Source organism: Pseudochelatococcus lubricantis (assembly GCF_011762225.1).
In the GTDB taxonomy this organism is placed as follows: domain Bacteria; phylum Pseudomonadota; class Alphaproteobacteria; order Rhizobiales; family Beijerinckiaceae; genus Pseudochelatococcus; species Pseudochelatococcus lubricantis.
In genome coordinates this window covers 289,705-302,763 of the sequence record NZ_JAASQI010000002.1, presented here as the reverse complement: position 1 = coordinate 302,763, position 13,059 = coordinate 289,705, and the positions used below count along the sequence as shown (strand labels likewise).

Annotated in this window: 27 protein-coding genes; 4 read left to right on the top strand and 23 right to left on the bottom strand. The window is 61.6% G+C overall.

Annotated elements, in window-relative coordinates; translation table 11 throughout:
• Positions 1-50: 50 nt before the first annotated feature.
• The 4 genes from FHS82_RS05310 to FHS82_RS05295 form a co-directional block, all read right to left on the bottom strand.
• Positions 51-266: a hypothetical protein gene (locus tag FHS82_RS05310; protein ID WP_166949574.1), complete on the bottom strand. Its 216-nt coding sequence runs from the start codon at positions 264-266 to the stop codon at positions 51-53.
• Positions 263-559 carry a hypothetical protein gene (locus FHS82_RS05305; RefSeq protein ID WP_166949572.1) on the bottom strand — a complete coding sequence of 99 codons (297 nt, stop codon included), beginning with the start codon at positions 557-559 and terminating at the stop codon, positions 263-265. The genes FHS82_RS05310 and FHS82_RS05305 overlap by 4 nt, the downstream gene beginning before the upstream one ends.
• A gap of 80 nt (positions 560-639) precedes the next feature.
• Positions 640-1,458 (bottom strand): KilA-N domain-containing protein, encoded by an 819-nt coding sequence (locus FHS82_RS05300; protein WP_166949570.1) that lies wholly within the window; start codon positions 1,456-1,458, stop codon positions 640-642.
• Between the two features lie 13 nt (positions 1,459-1,471).
• Complete coding sequence (locus FHS82_RS05295) at positions 1,472-1,720, bottom strand: Arc family DNA-binding protein (protein WP_166949568.1); 249 nt, start codon at positions 1,718-1,720, stop codon at positions 1,472-1,474.
• A 118-nt stretch (positions 1,721-1,838) separates the two neighbouring features.
• Here FHS82_RS05295 and FHS82_RS05290 point away from each other — a divergent pair, with 118 nt between their 5' ends.
• Positions 1,839-2,165, top strand: coding sequence for an Arc family DNA-binding protein (locus FHS82_RS05290; protein ID WP_166949566.1), 327 nt, complete (start codon positions 1,839-1,841; stop codon positions 2,163-2,165).
• Positions 2,166-2,215: 50 nt separating this feature from the next.
• Here the strand turns inward: FHS82_RS05290 and FHS82_RS05285 are convergent, their stop codons facing one another.
• The 4 genes from FHS82_RS05285 to FHS82_RS05270 all read right to left on the bottom strand — a co-directional run bounded on the left by FHS82_RS05285 (position 2,216) and on the right by FHS82_RS05270 (position 3,611).
• Positions 2,216-2,581 carry a hypothetical protein gene (locus FHS82_RS05285; RefSeq protein WP_208394100.1) on the bottom strand — a complete coding sequence of 122 codons (366 nt, stop codon included), beginning with the start codon at positions 2,579-2,581 and terminating at the stop codon, positions 2,216-2,218.
• A gap of 62 nt (positions 2,582-2,643) precedes the next feature.
• Positions 2,644-2,847: a hypothetical protein gene (locus tag FHS82_RS20895; protein WP_208394099.1), complete on the bottom strand. Its 204-nt coding sequence runs from the start codon at positions 2,845-2,847 to the stop codon at positions 2,644-2,646.
• A gap of 315 nt (positions 2,848-3,162) precedes the next feature.
• Positions 3,163-3,342: a hypothetical protein gene (locus tag FHS82_RS05275; protein ID WP_166949560.1), complete on the bottom strand. Its 180-nt coding sequence runs from the start codon at positions 3,340-3,342 to the stop codon at positions 3,163-3,165.
• Positions 3,336-3,611: a hypothetical protein gene (locus tag FHS82_RS05270; protein ID WP_166949558.1), complete on the bottom strand. Its 276-nt coding sequence runs from the start codon at positions 3,609-3,611 to the stop codon at positions 3,336-3,338. The genes FHS82_RS05275 and FHS82_RS05270 overlap by 7 nt, the downstream gene beginning before the upstream one ends.
• A 69-nt stretch (positions 3,612-3,680) precedes the next feature.
• Here FHS82_RS05270 and FHS82_RS05265 point away from each other — a divergent pair, with 69 nt between their 5' ends.
• From FHS82_RS05265 to FHS82_RS05255, 3 genes are read left to right on the top strand one after another with little or no spacing between them, the layout of a single operon-like run.
• Positions 3,681-3,962, top strand: a complete 282-nt coding sequence (locus FHS82_RS05265; protein WP_166949556.1) for a toxin-antitoxin system TumE family protein — start codon at positions 3,681-3,683, stop codon at positions 3,960-3,962.
• Positions 3,959-4,318 (top strand): HVO_A0114 family putative DNA-binding protein, encoded by a 360-nt coding sequence (locus FHS82_RS05260; RefSeq protein ID WP_166949554.1) that lies wholly within the window; start codon positions 3,959-3,961, stop codon positions 4,316-4,318. Before FHS82_RS05265 ends, FHS82_RS05260 begins: the two co-directional genes overlap by 4 nt.
• Positions 4,275-4,646, top strand: coding sequence for a BrnA antitoxin family protein (locus tag FHS82_RS05255; protein WP_246225091.1), 372 nt, complete (start codon positions 4,275-4,277; stop codon positions 4,644-4,646). The genes FHS82_RS05260 and FHS82_RS05255 overlap by 44 nt, the downstream gene beginning before the upstream one ends.
• 3 nt (positions 4,647-4,649) lie before the next feature.
• On the opposite strand, the gene FHS82_RS05250 is transcribed toward FHS82_RS05255, so the two are convergent.
• The 15 genes from FHS82_RS05250 to FHS82_RS05180 all read right to left on the bottom strand — a co-directional run bounded on the left by FHS82_RS05250 (position 4,650) and on the right by FHS82_RS05180 (position 13,059).
• Positions 4,650-5,267 carry a PhoH family protein gene (locus FHS82_RS05250; protein ID WP_166949552.1) on the bottom strand — a complete coding sequence of 206 codons (618 nt, stop codon included), beginning with the start codon at positions 5,265-5,267 and terminating at the stop codon, positions 4,650-4,652.
• Positions 5,268-5,533: 266 nt separating this feature from the next.
• A complete protein-coding gene (locus tag FHS82_RS05245; RefSeq protein WP_166949550.1) occupies positions 5,534-5,974 on the bottom strand; it encodes a phage tail assembly chaperone in 441 nt (146 codons plus the stop codon).
• A 20-nt stretch (positions 5,975-5,994) separates the two neighbouring features.
• Entirely contained in the window at positions 5,995-6,387 is a 393-nt protein-coding gene (locus FHS82_RS05240; protein WP_166949548.1) for a hypothetical protein, read from the bottom strand.
• A gap of 71 nt (positions 6,388-6,458) precedes the next feature.
• A complete protein-coding gene (locus tag FHS82_RS05235) occupies positions 6,459-6,926 on the bottom strand; it encodes a hypothetical protein (protein WP_166949546.1) in 468 nt (155 codons plus the stop codon).
• 78 nt (positions 6,927-7,004) lie between these two features.
• Positions 7,005-7,664, bottom strand: a complete 660-nt coding sequence (locus FHS82_RS05230) for a hypothetical protein (RefSeq protein WP_166949544.1) — start codon at positions 7,662-7,664, stop codon at positions 7,005-7,007.
• Positions 7,665-7,764: 100 nt separating this feature from the next.
• Positions 7,765-8,172 (bottom strand): phage tail terminator-like protein, encoded by a 408-nt coding sequence (locus tag FHS82_RS05225; protein ID WP_166949542.1) that lies wholly within the window; start codon positions 8,170-8,172, stop codon positions 7,765-7,767.
• A 5-nt stretch (positions 8,173-8,177) separates the two neighbouring features.
• On the bottom strand, positions 8,178-8,600 hold the full coding sequence (locus tag FHS82_RS05220) for an HK97 gp10 family phage protein (protein WP_166949540.1): 423 nt from the start codon (positions 8,598-8,600) through the stop codon (positions 8,178-8,180).
• 2 nt (positions 8,601-8,602) lie between these two features.
• A complete protein-coding gene (locus tag FHS82_RS05215) occupies positions 8,603-8,947 on the bottom strand; it encodes a hypothetical protein (protein ID WP_166949538.1) in 345 nt (114 codons plus the stop codon).
• 22 nt (positions 8,948-8,969) lie between these two features.
• Positions 8,970-9,470: a DnaT-like ssDNA-binding protein gene (locus FHS82_RS05210; protein WP_166949536.1), complete on the bottom strand. Its 501-nt coding sequence runs from the start codon at positions 9,468-9,470 to the stop codon at positions 8,970-8,972.
• 3 nt (positions 9,471-9,473) lie between these two features.
• Entirely contained in the window at positions 9,474-9,698 is a 225-nt protein-coding gene (locus FHS82_RS05205; protein ID WP_166949534.1) for a hypothetical protein, read from the bottom strand.
• Between the two features lies 1 nt (position 9,699).
• Entirely contained in the window at positions 9,700-9,909 is a 210-nt protein-coding gene (locus FHS82_RS05200; RefSeq protein ID WP_166949532.1) for a hypothetical protein, read from the bottom strand.
• Positions 9,902-10,156 carry a hypothetical protein gene (locus FHS82_RS05195; protein WP_166949530.1) on the bottom strand — a complete coding sequence of 85 codons (255 nt, stop codon included), beginning with the start codon at positions 10,154-10,156 and terminating at the stop codon, positions 9,902-9,904. The genes FHS82_RS05200 and FHS82_RS05195 overlap by 8 nt, the downstream gene beginning before the upstream one ends.
• A 60-nt stretch (positions 10,157-10,216) precedes the next feature.
• Positions 10,217-11,194, bottom strand: coding sequence for a major capsid protein (locus tag FHS82_RS05190; RefSeq protein ID WP_166949528.1), 978 nt, complete (start codon positions 11,192-11,194; stop codon positions 10,217-10,219).
• A 12-nt stretch (positions 11,195-11,206) separates the two neighbouring features.
• Positions 11,207-11,983 (bottom strand): hypothetical protein, encoded by a 777-nt coding sequence (locus FHS82_RS05185; protein WP_166949526.1) that lies wholly within the window; start codon positions 11,981-11,983, stop codon positions 11,207-11,209.
• A 110-nt stretch (positions 11,984-12,093) separates the two neighbouring features.
• Positions 12,094-13,059 (bottom strand): glycosyltransferase family 4 protein, encoded by a 966-nt coding sequence (locus tag FHS82_RS05180; protein WP_166949523.1) that lies wholly within the window; start codon positions 13,057-13,059, stop codon positions 12,094-12,096.

The following is a 13,059-nucleotide window of genomic DNA, read 5'->3' as shown; positions in this document are numbered from 1 at the left end:
GTCCTTTCTAATTAAAAGGGCGGGCGCACCATGCACCCGCCCCGCAGCTGTCAAGCAGCCTGTGCCGTCTCATTGATGGCGTCGATCTCCGCCTTTGTCAGACGGCCATGAAGTTCCCATAGGCGGTCCGCCAAACTCTCAGCCGTCCGTACGATGCCGAGCGCGATCCGGGGGTCGTCTGTGCGAATGCCAGCCACCGCTGCGGCTACGGTCGCAGCAAGCCCATGAAGGTCGATCAGTTCCGTTTCGATATCGAAGCCAGTCATGCTGCCGCCCTCCGGCTTGCCGAGGCTGTCACCTTCCCTGCCATGTCATTGTGCAGGGTGCGCGTCTGCCGCCGAGCGACCTCAATCAACGCCGAGATGCGATCCAGCCTGATGTTCCGGCTCCCGTCAGGGCGGCTGAAATCCAGCTCGGTCATCTCATCGCTGATCACTTCCAGCAGGAAGTACAGATCGAACGTCTCGCTGATCACCTTGTCGATGGTGTCAAGCTCCGGCTCGGGGATGAGCCCGTCTGTATCGATGAAGCTGCTTGTGGTATGGTGAGTGTTAGCCATTTCGATCACCTTCGTTGATCGTTTTCGGTGAGGGCCGATGCGGTGTTGGTGGCGCTGCACCGGCCCGATTGTTTCAGGGGTCACTGGATTGACGGTCGGTCCTCGTCGGTGCGGCCGCCACGCACGAGATGCAGCGACATCTGCCCGCGCCTTTCGGCAATCTTCGCGTCGACCGCAACCCGGCCCCCGTTTTCGAGGTACGCTTCAGCCTTGTCGGGGTCGAACAGTCGGGCGCGCGCTGTTCCTATTTCAGCGCGTGCATTATCCGGGACGCGGCACCCGACCTTTGTGAGAAGGCCGCCGAACCACGGCGCCAGCCCTCTCATTGGCGGATACCCTGCCGACTTGAGAATCTGCCCCGCAGTTCTTCCCTGTCGGATTAGCACAGGCGTTGACGGCTGGACGACCTGCGCGATTGCCGCAATGACGCTCGTGAGCGCCTCGACAGTCCTTTCGATGCCGGTCACCTTGTGCGCGAGCATTCTGGAGATGCCATCGTCGCGGCGGATCATCTCCAGAACCTCCGGAGGCAGGGATGCCACAGAGATCGACTTGCCTTCCATCCGCTCGCGGACAATCACGTTGCACTTGGCATGGAACTCCGGCGACAGGTACTTGGCATAGGCAAGGCCGATTTGCCAATGCGCCCAGGTTCCGGGGCTCTTACCACCCCTAACCGCCTTGACCAGTTCAATCCCAGAATTTCTGGGATTGAGGACATCATCAAGAAACTGGATAAATCGCTGCGCCTCAGCGGAAGCAAGCCAGTTCGCCGGCTGCTTCGCCTTGTCTCCGCCTGCGGCCTTCCACATATCCGTCAGCGACAGCATCTCGTCGCGCGCATTGATGACTTCGCCGTTGTAGACCAGCGCGCTCGTGCTATATGTACCGGTACTCATTCGAGGCTCCTTCTTAGCCTTGAGTGGTGGGGTCAACGCCCTGCAAGGCGTCGGTTCTGGTGGCAGCGACGGGGCCGTGGTGGCCAAACTCATAAGCCCCGTCGCTGTCGAGCGCGCCGAGATGGCGCTCAATCGCAAAAACTATCTCTGCATTCATGCTCCGGCGGTTATGTGCGGCGATAGCCTTCACTTTCTCTCGCACGCCATCCGGCAGCCGAATATTGACCCTATCCATAACTTGGCTGGGGTATGTATGGCTCATATGCCCGCACCCTCCTTTCAATATGCCGAGTCGGCATATTGAAAGGAGGGTGCGCACGCATTTTATGTCAAGTCGGCATAATTCCAACTCGGCATAAAAGCGTGTATGAATCCCCGCCATGGCCAAAGACCCCTACCCGAGCGAAACTGCTGACCGATACATTGTCCGCTTCCCTGACGGGATGCGCGACCGGCTGAAGGCTGAGGCCGCGAAGAACAACCGCTCTCTGAATGCCGAGATTGTCGCCCGCCTCGAAGCGTCATTCGACGCAACCGCCAAGCCTGCCGACTCGGTCAACGGCGCGCACCTGAGGCGCATGGAAGCCGCCGCAAGGCGGATGGAGACGGCGGCGCGTCTAATCGCCACGCAAAAACGGTTAACGGCCGTCAAACGGGCTATACACCTCGGTAAGCGCCAGACGCCGCCCGAAAAGCCCGAAGACTGACAACAAAAAGCCCCGCCGAAGCGAGGCTGTGACGGCTACGGCGCGGATTATCACGCCGCCAACCGCTCCACGTTCTGACGGAAGCGTTTCCAGTCCTGACGAACCTGGTGGACTGAACGGGTTTTTTGCTGAACGTGATACACCCACTCATGTTGCCACGTATAGGTTGCATCGTCGCTATTGTCAGCCAAGGCAACGGGCATTCTCGTCTGCTTCCACTCCATGCCGACTGGCTGTGACTTGTCCGGCACCGCATGTAGCACGAAATTCGCCAGGTCCTCTTTCGGGCTGCGCGCCTCTATAAAGAACGGGTCGATTTCTCTTGTAAGCAGAGACGATCGATATGCCATGAAGAGAAGCTTCGAGAGCGACAGGGGGCCGTGCTTATCAACCCCTGACCAGATGATAACAAGCACGAATTGCTTGTCGTGCCCCCGAAGCATCCAAAGGCACGCTTCCGGGTGAAGGCCAAGCCCTCTCATCTGCGCCAGATATTCTGCTCCGGCGTCATGTAGCTCCCGAGGTAACTCCGGCACACCCACGGCACCACTCCATCATCTGAGAACACAGCATCAAGCAACTCACGAACAACTGTCAGCGGCATTTCTCCGGCCACATATGTGTGCTCTCGACGCCACTGTAGCACAACCTGCCAATACGGCGCCAGATCGTCATCAGCCATGACTTCCATTCCGAGGGTGCGAGAGAGCCTCCCCAGATCGTGATCATATAGATCGCGACGCAAAGCTCTTGGCGGGAACCTGTTCAAACGCTCTTTTGCCATTATCGACGCTTTTAGCACACATTCGGCGGCGAACCCGGCGCGTTCCCACGCGATATTCCGAGTTGACGGAACGTACACAAGGGCGTACGCGGCATCCCGATTCGAACGGGCAATCCGTAGCCACTCATCAACGCTATCGGCCTGCTCGAACATTCCGCCCCCGCCAGACAGCGGAATCATGGCGGGACTACAGCGATTCTGTCAATCGCCCGGCTACCCCTCGCGGCCGAGCAGGAAGCCCGCAACAAAGGCATAGACACCCAACAGCGGCAGCAGAACATCGCCCCGGCCGGCGAGAAGCGCAACGCAGATGAAAATGGAGATGATAAGCAGCGCGGCCAGAGCAACGTTGCCAGCGACCCATCTGCCGGTCCCGAAGATGCTTCTCAGCATAGCGAACCCCACTGCGGCGCCAGTATCTCCCAGCGCTTGCGGAGGGCGGCGAGCAGCTTTTCGCCGCGCTCGTTTTTCGGCATGAACTCGACCTTGCCAGTCAAGACTTCCGGCACGGCCAACTCGCGATTGAGCACGATGGCGTATCCCTCAGCGTCGTCCGCCGTTACGACGTGATGCACCACCTCGCCATCAACGCGCATCTCGATGTCGGCAAGGTCGAACGATGTCCATGCCAGCTTGTCCTGCTTGTCGGTCGTGATGCGCATGCCACTTAATCCCCTTCACCGCCGTTGTTATCATTGACAACGCCCGATGATGATGTTATGAATAACAACATGAAAGCCAGACTGATCGAGAAATCACGGACGGTCATCAACGACACGACATTCTTCGAGGTCGTGTTGTGGCACCTGCCCAATCCCGTTCCGGGCAGCGCCCACCCGTTCAAGTACAGGCTGGCGCTTGTCGTGAACGGCGAATGCGTCCTGCGTTATGACAACGAGCGCGGCAAGGGCGATCACCGGCATATCGAAGGCCGTGAAGACGCCGTCGCCTTTACCTCGCTCGAAGACCTGTTCGACGCCTTTCAGGCCGACATGGAAAGGATCATCACATGACCACGCTGACTGTACGACTTAGCACCATGGATGACGCAAAGGCGCGCTTCGTGGAGGCCGGGAGGCGCGCACTCGCTGGCAAGGCCACGGAGGCGGCACCGTCTGTCAACTTCCTGTCCTATGACGAGATGCACCGCGTGCTCGCGCCGCTGCGCATCACCATCGTCCGGGCGCTGGCCGGCCAAGGAGCACTGTCAATCCGAGAGGTTGCACGCCGCGTCGACCGCGACGTACAAGCCGTCCATCGCGATGTGACCACGCTCGTGAATGCGGGCATCGTTGACCGGACGGAAAGCGGGGTCGAGTTCCCCTATGACCGCATCCACTTCGATTACGACCTGGGCGTTGCTGCGTGATCAGGCGGCGTCCCGACATGGTAGCGAAGGCAGCGGCATGAACGCGAAGCACGTAAAGTCAGACCCTACCTTGATTGACCTGGATGATGCCCCAGAGTGGACCGAGGATCAGCTTGCCCGCGCTGAACTGGCCGTTGACGGCAAGGTGATACGGGAGGCGAATGGCACGCTCACTCGGCCAAGAGGAAGGCCAAGGGTTGCGAGTCCCAAGCAGCAGGTTTCCGTGCGTCTCGACGCCGACCTGTTGACGGCGTTGAAGGCAACCGGCCCGCGCTGGCAGGCGAAGATGAACGCCGAGCTGCGCAAGGCGATGGGGCTCAAGCACTGATCCTCACGGCCCATCCAGCGCGGCCAAAACCCGCCTGACGAGGCTGCTGCGCACGATGTCGGATCGGTCGAAATGGACAATACGAACGCCGTCGACGCCCATCAAGCGGTCGACGGCCTCCATCAAGCCGGATTTCCACGCAGGGACATCGATCTGCCCCGGATCGCCATCGATGATGGTCTTCGCCCCCTCGCCCGCTCTCGTCAGGATGGTTTTGAGCTGGTGAAATGTCAGGTTTTGCGCCTCGTCGACGATCACCCAAGCGTTCCGAAACGTTGCGCCACGCATCAGCTCAACGGGAGCCGCGACGATCTTCCCTGACTTGATCAGGCTCGTGACGAACGAGACCCCAAAGGACTCGTCGAGTATCTCCCGGATCGGCGCGATGTACGGCGCGATTTTCTCGTCGACCCCGCCCGGGAAATAGCCCAATGAATTGCCAACAGTCGTAATCGGCCGCGTGATGACGATGCGCTCGATATCGCCCCGCTTGAGGGCATCGGCGGCGTCAGAAACAGCCACGTAGCTCTTGCCGGTGCCGGCCGGCCCGATGCCGAACGTGATGTCCGACGCCGCTATGGCAGCCCTATACCTGCTCTGCGCCTGCGTGCGCGGTGCCACCGGCTCCTGCCGCCCCTGTGGTACTGTCGGTGGCTTCTCCTGTTTTGGCTTCCGGACGGGTTTGCTCGTTGAATCCTGGCGTCTCGCCATTATACCTCGCGGAGTGATTGATAGACGACGCGGCGCGCGGGAACGCCGATCACCGCATCGCCGCCCGGAACACATCCCTTGCTGAATTACTGCTCTCCGGCACATCCGGCTCGCCCTTGACGGCCTTCAGGTAAGCCGAGCCCATCGCCCGAATGCGGGCACGGAACATTGCAGCTTCATCCGGATGCGCTCCCTGCCTCTACATTCTTCGGTTGCTTCCCCATCAGCATCCGGAAGCCGGAAACGATGTTGCTGTATTTCGCTGGCTGCATGGCTTGGCCTGACTTCGATTTACCGGTGCTGTCCGATGACACGCGGAGCCGTTCAGCATCCATCGCCCGTAGAATGGCGAGTTCCCACGGACGGGGGCGCTCACCATGGAGCCTAGCCCATGCGTCGATGTCGGACCATGAGAATGGGCTGGGGCCGTACCCGTTGCCGGTGCGGCCCTTCTCCAGCTCCCAGAACCACTGCCAGAGATGCTCACCTGCCGGCGGTACGTCAGGCGGCAGGAGATCGTCAGGCGTAATGCCCGACCGCTCCTCGTGCCGCTCAAGCCGCTGACGCAGCGTGACGCCCTTCTTGTCGGCCTTTCCAAGCCGCGTGATGGACGCCACTGCCGCGCAAAGATGCTCGCTCAGCTCTTCAAAAAAGCCGCGCGATCATTACCATCCGCTTCTACCTGCTCGTAGACCCAACGGTGCTTGCGATAGAGCGCGATGGCGGCGTCGGTCGAGAACTCCAGATCGACGCCATTGTCGCGGACGCCGGCCCACGAGATGGTCGCGCCGGCGGCGACGCGCAGGGCTTCGTCCTCCAGCTCGTCGGAGGTCAGCGGCTTGTTGCGGCGACGCTTCAAGCGCTGGTCGGTGACGCGCTTCTGCACGACGCGACGGCGTTGGCTGTCAGGACCGGCCACACGGATCACGATGCCCGTGTCCTCGCCGGTCGCGGGGTGCACGATATGGACTTCGACGCCATCTTCCTGCGTGGCGGTCAGGGCGTCGATGCTCGAAAGGTCAAAAGACATGCAGATGCTCCAGAAAAGGAAAAGGCCCGCTCGATGGCGGGCTGATCAGATGGTTTGGCGTGATTGCCGGATCAGGTGGCGCCATTCGTGCGCGGAGTCTCGATCCAGTACTTGGTGTTGATGCCGAGTGACGTGGACGAGCGCAGGATGTCCGCCGGATTGACGGTGTAGGACATAACCTTGGCCTTGAACTTGATGTTGCCGCCGGTGGCGCCCGAGCCGCCAGCGCAGTTCACGTCGTTCAGCTCGATCTTGAAGTTGTAGTCGCAGCTGTCGTCCAGCGCGTCCTGAAGGTCAGCCTGGCCGGGGTCAAGGGTATCGCGGATCAGAGTGAGGTCGAGCGTCGTCGCCTCCTTCGCGCCCTTCACGACTGCGGTGTTCTTGTCGCCCTTGGTCTGGTAGCTGTTGCTGGCGTAGGTGATGCCGAACTCGCCGATTTCCTCGATCCCGCCGACCTCCTGCCAGTTACTTTCGGTGGCAAGGTCGCCCTGCCCTCCAATGTAGATCTTGGCGTCATCGCCGGAAAAACCTTCTGCCATTTTGGCCTCCTTTTGACATAAAAAAAGGCCCGCAGAAGCGAGCCGTTGAGATACCCTTGCGGGCGGTTTGCGGGGCCGTCAGATGCCGACAACTCCGGAAAGGATATCGTCCAGCTTCACCACCGGGAAGCACTCCAGTGCCGTGCCGGGCGTCGCGTTCAGGACGGGAAAGCCGATGTCGCTGACCTGCCTCGCGATGGTATTCATCGCCGGGATGATCTTGCGTTCGTGATGGCCGGCAGGCGATTGCACCTGGTGCAGGTCGTGCCAATTTCCGCCGCGCATGTCGAAACCAAGAAGAACGACGGCGCGGGCACCGAACAGGTACGCCATGTTGATCGCAGCCGCTCCACTGCAATGCCCCCCAAGCTTGCGCGGCACGGTCGAGAACGTCCCCCCCCCAGCGCCGCGGAGCCACAGGACATCCAGCCCCATCGTATCCGGCGGCGGGTTGCGCGTGACGCGATACCGGCCCTCGAAGCGATGCAGGTCGCGCCAGTTCCACTCCCACCAACGCAGGTCGGACCAGAACAGCACGTCAGCCCATGGCGCCTTGAGGTAGGCGTTGTTGACCGCGATGACGCGCCCCCTGCCCCGGATACTGTCTACGTCAATGTCGTTGAGCGACGAGCCGCCACCGAGGATGAAGGCCAGCTCGCCGCCCCACTCACGCGGGACATGCCAGCGGGACGCAATCCGGTTGCCGGACACCTTCGCCGCAGCGTCAGAGGCGGCCAAGGAGGCCCGTTCAACCGCTCCGGCTACATCGCCAGCCAAAACGGACCGAACCGCCCCAGCGACGTTTACGCGGGCACGGCGGCATCGTTCACAGGCCATGTCAGATAATCGCTCGATACGGGATGCGGACAGGGACGACGAACCATGCCCCGTCAGTCCACGCGGTCATGATCTGGGGCGGGTCGTCGAGCTTCACGAGACAGTCTGCCCAGCCGGTGCGGAAGTGGTAGGCGAGCTTGTCGGCGACCTTCAACGGCTCCGTCTCTCCCTTGTTGATCGGCCAGAACATGTCGATCTGGAAAAGACCCTTGTGCTCGACTAGCGAGATGCCCGCCGTCAACCGCCGCGGCGTGGCGCGCAGGATCGTCGCGCGGAGGTATCCCTTGTCCTCGACGGGCTTGTACACCCTCCCCGGCCATGCAATCGGCAGATCAGGGCCGGCGGGCGCGAGCGTGAAAGCTCCGAGACGGCCCATAAGCGCCTCGGCGATGGCGGTCTCGGCGGCCATGACGGTCAGTCCTTGAACACTTCGGAGGCGGCCTTATCGACGACGCCGGCGAACTCGCGCACGGTCGTTGCCACCATGCCGGCGGGGGCCTGCTTCGACCATCCGTCTTCCAGACGCTCGGCATACGGCAAGTTGTTCGTGAGATAGATCGTGTCGCCAGCCTTCACGCCCATCGTTGCGGCCTGAGCCGCTGAAATGGTGGCCGATCCGTCCTTGTCATCCACTGCAATCGTGCCGTTCGCAACGCTGCCGATGGACACTTGCCAGTTGCCACGGAAACGCCCGGTATCAACGGGGCTTTTCAGGATGATGCGCGTGAACATATCGAGCGACACCTTGCGGACGATCGTGTCAAGGTCGACCCGCGTCTGCTTGGCCCATTTGCTGATATCAAGCGCCCACTTCTTGCCGCTCGTCGATTTCGCCATGATCACCTCGCGAAAATGACGATGAACGCCGACACAATGCCCGCCGCCGGGATCGGCCGAACGGCCTTGATTGCGTAGCGCACGCCGTCAACCTCGATCTTGTCGGATGCGACCGGCATAATCACACCGGCCTCAACGGTCGCCTGATAATCGCTGGCGAGGATCAACGTGCCGTCGACGAACTTCTGTGACACACCGCGCACGGCGGCATTGACGCTGTATTTGCGCTCGATGCTCGGCGGCGGCTCCCACGGCTTCATCGGGTCAGGCAAGCCTTCCTCGGTGCGGACGATGGCGACAGCGCCTTGAGCAAAGCGCCCGAGAAGGCCGGTCGCGGTGTCGCGCATGCGCCCGTAAAAATCAGTCATGCTACGCCCTCGCGACCTTGCCGAAATACCGCACGCCGCTGCAAAGCAGGGGCGCCAGAATGTCGTCGATGATGGTATGAACCGGCCGCATGGCATCGGCTGACACGACGTGATCGCCGTACTCGACCTCGATGACGTCGACCTTTTCCTTGGTGACGACACGGCCCGGCGTGACGGTCGGCGACAGACTGCCGGCCGCCGTCAACTCGACCAGTGCAGCCTCGTAAACCGCGTGCTCGATCTCGACCGGAACCACGTCATCGGCGATATTGAAGCCTGCGCAGTCCTTCGCGCCTTCGCGCGGCCATCCCAGCGCCTGCGCTCTGCCTCCGGTCTTCTGCCCCGGATACCGGCGACCATATCGACCGTCGATGTAGACGGAGGCCCGAACGAGCGCGGCGCTGCGCTGCGTGTCCGTGACGCCCGTGGCGGACCATGCGGCATTTCCGCGATCCGCGTGATAGACGAGCGCGTCGGGCAGTGAGCCGTAGAAGTCAGCCATGCGTCATCCCTCCCCGCCGAAGATGATTTGATGCTTGGCAAGCTCCATGAGCACCAGCGTTTCGCCAGCATTCGCCGAACCAGTGACCCATATTGTGCCGTCCGGTCTCTCAGCGAGAATGGCGATCTTCGTGAAGCCCTGCCCTTTGGCGTCTTCAAGGATCTCATCGGCATCGAAACGGAAGCCCTCCCCAACCTCGACGGGCTCAAACTTGTGGACCTCGCCCATATCAGTGCTCGCCTCCGTCGAAATCCCGCACATCGACCGGCGACCAACTGCCGTCAGGCCAGCGCACGATCGCCACAACAGCGGCGGCCGCGTCGTCCGTTTCGTCGCCCTCATCGTCCAGCCACACCTCGATGCCGCCGATGATGTCGGCGTTCGTTATCGCCAGCCGCTCACCGCGATTCAGGGCGATGACGTTGACCGTCTCAGCCATCCGCGTTCACTTTCTTCGTGGAGCGCCGCCGGGGCGCGCGTGGGGCCGGAGACGGGACAGTCAAGGCGGCAGCACCGGCGGCCGTTACCGGCACGTCAGCGGCCTCATATGCCGCCACCACAGCCGGCCAGTCACCCACCACGACAACCTCAGTCGCCGCAGGATTGACCGACGAGAAAAACCTGGGATTGGCGTAGTTCTCGCCGGCGACAAACCCAGACTTTTGCGTCGTGTACGTGATGCGCATATCGTGCCCTCATTGGAGCAGCAGCGGCCCGTAGGCCGCCACCAGTGTTGTGAGACGAGATCAGGTGTTCGGCGCTGAACCGGTGATCTCGATCAGAACGCCGGCCGTCACCTTGTCGGAATTGGCGTACTGCACCCAGTTCGCCGACGTCCCGATCTGGGTCAGGTTCGGGTTAGCCGGGGCCGGCGCGGAACCGCCAGCGCCGTCCGCGTTCCACGAGTAGCCCAGCACTTCGAGGTTGAAGACGCCTTCAGCACGGTAGCCGTACGCGAGGTTCTCCAGGTCGTTGATCTCGAAGGACCGGAACCCGGGAGGCTGTGACTCGATGATGGACACGGCCCCGGCCTGAAGGCCGAAAATCGCGTCAGGCGGGAGCTGGTCGGACACCAGAACTGGCTTGCCGAGCGTGCCCGGCTGGCCGCCGTAGATGACCACGTCGGCCTCGTTGAACACCTTCGCGTCGATGGAATCGTCCACCAGGTCAAAGTAGGTGTTCGCGTCCATCGCGAAAATGGCGACGCGGCCGAAGCGGTCACCGAACTTGCGCAGTCCCTTGGTCAGCACCTTCTTCCCTTCATTGAAGAAGCTCCCAGAGACCACAAGGTTCGGGTTGGTGCTGATGGCCGCTTCCAGCGCGGCCGTAGCGGCCTTGATGTAGTACGCCAACGTCTCGTCAGCGGCGTGTTGCCCTACGACCTCCGAAAACTCATCCAGAGAGCGCACGCGGCGCTTGAATGCTTCCTCAGTCGTGCTGTAAGGGCCGTACTTCCACGGCACCTTCACACCGATGGCCTCGCCGGCGCCGATGTTCTTCTGGCCGACCCCGGCGGTGCTGTTGACATTGCGGTGCTCCAGCCCGCCCGCAATCTCGTAGAGGCTGCGGCGCTTGAAATCACCCTCGATGCTCTCGTTGGTCAGGACGAACGCGCCGCGAGAGGCCTCGTTGAAGACCTGGAGCACGTCCTGCATACGCTCAAGATAGGCGGTCTGCGCCAGATCGTTGTAAATGATCAGGTCGCTATTCACAGTGGTTGCCATTGGGAAGCTCCCTTACTTCGGCAATTTCAAGAATGCAGACTGACCGTGTTTCGCGATGTACTCTGACTTCTGCTGCGCGGTCATCTTGCTGCGGTTCAGGGAGGCTCCCCCTCCGTTCAGATTCGGCGGTGTCCCACCGCCAGTAATTCCGGTGCCATCGAAGGCCCGGCCGAAAACGTCGGACGAGCGAAGCTCGGCGACGAAACCCTTGATATCCAGCGGATCACCCTTAGCATTCGAGATGCGTGGGTTGCCCTCGCGGTCGACGATCTCGACAGAAAACTTGCCTTCCGCCTCCTTCACGCGGGTGAACTGGCGGACATGCGGCAGAAGCAGTTCCACGGAGCCCTTGGCCTCGGCGATGGCGGCGGTAGCAACCTGATCCACGAGCAGATATTCGACCTGCTTGTAGAGGTTGCCAATCCGCTCATCCTTGCCCGCGACTTCCTGTGCGTGCTTGTCGAGCAGCTGCTTTTGCAACGCCTCGACCTTCGCCTGCGCGATCTTGTCGGCCTCCTTCTTCGGGTCGATATCCTTGAACTGCTCGTAGTGGCTCAGCGCCTCCCGCGCTCTGTCAACGTCGATATCGCCGAACTTTGTGATCTGCTTCTTCAGCCTGTCGTTTTCGCCGCGCTCTTTGCCGAGGGCGCTTTTCAGCCCCTCGACGTCTTCGAGCGCCCAGCCGCCAACAGGTTCAACAGCCAGCGTGAACTTCCCGTCCTCGCCCGCCGTGTAAAAATCGCGCGCACCTTCCGGCACGCCATCGAGGTTATCGACGATCGCTTTCAAAGCCATTTCTATATCCATCCCGGATTACGCGCCGTCCCGACGCAATAAAAAAGGCCCGCGAAAGCGAGCCGGTTAATCCGCGTTTGATGCTCGGCAGCCCTGCCGATCGCTCAGGCTGCGGCGGCCTGTTTCTCTCCAGCAGCGAGGCGCTCGATGGCGTCCACGAATGCCGCTAGCTCGTGCCCGGTGCTCAACCTTCCCACGCGAGCCTTCGCGGCATCTCGCGCCAGTTTCATGCGATCCGGATTTGCCAGCAGCAGACGCAGCTGCGCTTCATAACCGTCGACGTCCTCGCGGTCGATGAAGACGCCTGCATCGCCAAGGGCCTCGCAGAGCCCTGCCGTTGGGTTGGCGATGACCGGGATGCCAGACGCCATCGCCTCCATGCCGGCCAGTCCATAGCTCTCATGCAGCGATGGCATGAGCAAGATCGACGTCCGCGACCAGACGTTGCGCTTCATGTCCGCTGTGCCGTCAAGGATCGTGACATTCGGCCCCGGCCGGGTAATCTGCGCGCCGTGCCCGCCGCGCACACCGATGAATTGCACGTCTGGCAGGCGACGCGCCAGCTCGTAGAACACTTCCGCGCCCTTGTCCCGATTGAGATTCACCAGCGTGACTGCATCGCCCGGCGTTGTGGCGTGGTCCTCTGGGCGCACCGGCGGATGAACGACCATTCCCGGAACGCCGAATGCCTCACGCACCCACTTCGTGTTGTAGACGACAAGGTCGGGTGACGCCTCAATCTGGCGGCTGATATGGTCTTCGTCACTGTGGACCAGGAGCGTCGACTTAATCCCACGCGATCGCGCGGCCGGAATAACGCGGAGGCTCTCGGAATGATGCGTGATCACAACGTCGAACCTGCCTAGCCTCCACCGCCTGCGCGCCTCGCCCCCACTGAGAACAGTAACCCCATCCAACACAACCGAACCGGGCGTGTCTCGGACACCTAGCGTGACAACATTGTGCCCTCCATCATGCAGCGACCGCGCGAGCCCGTGCATCATCGTCTCGCTACCGGCTTTCAAAAACGGCCAAACGCCGTGCGCGACAAATGCGATCTTGAGCGCCAT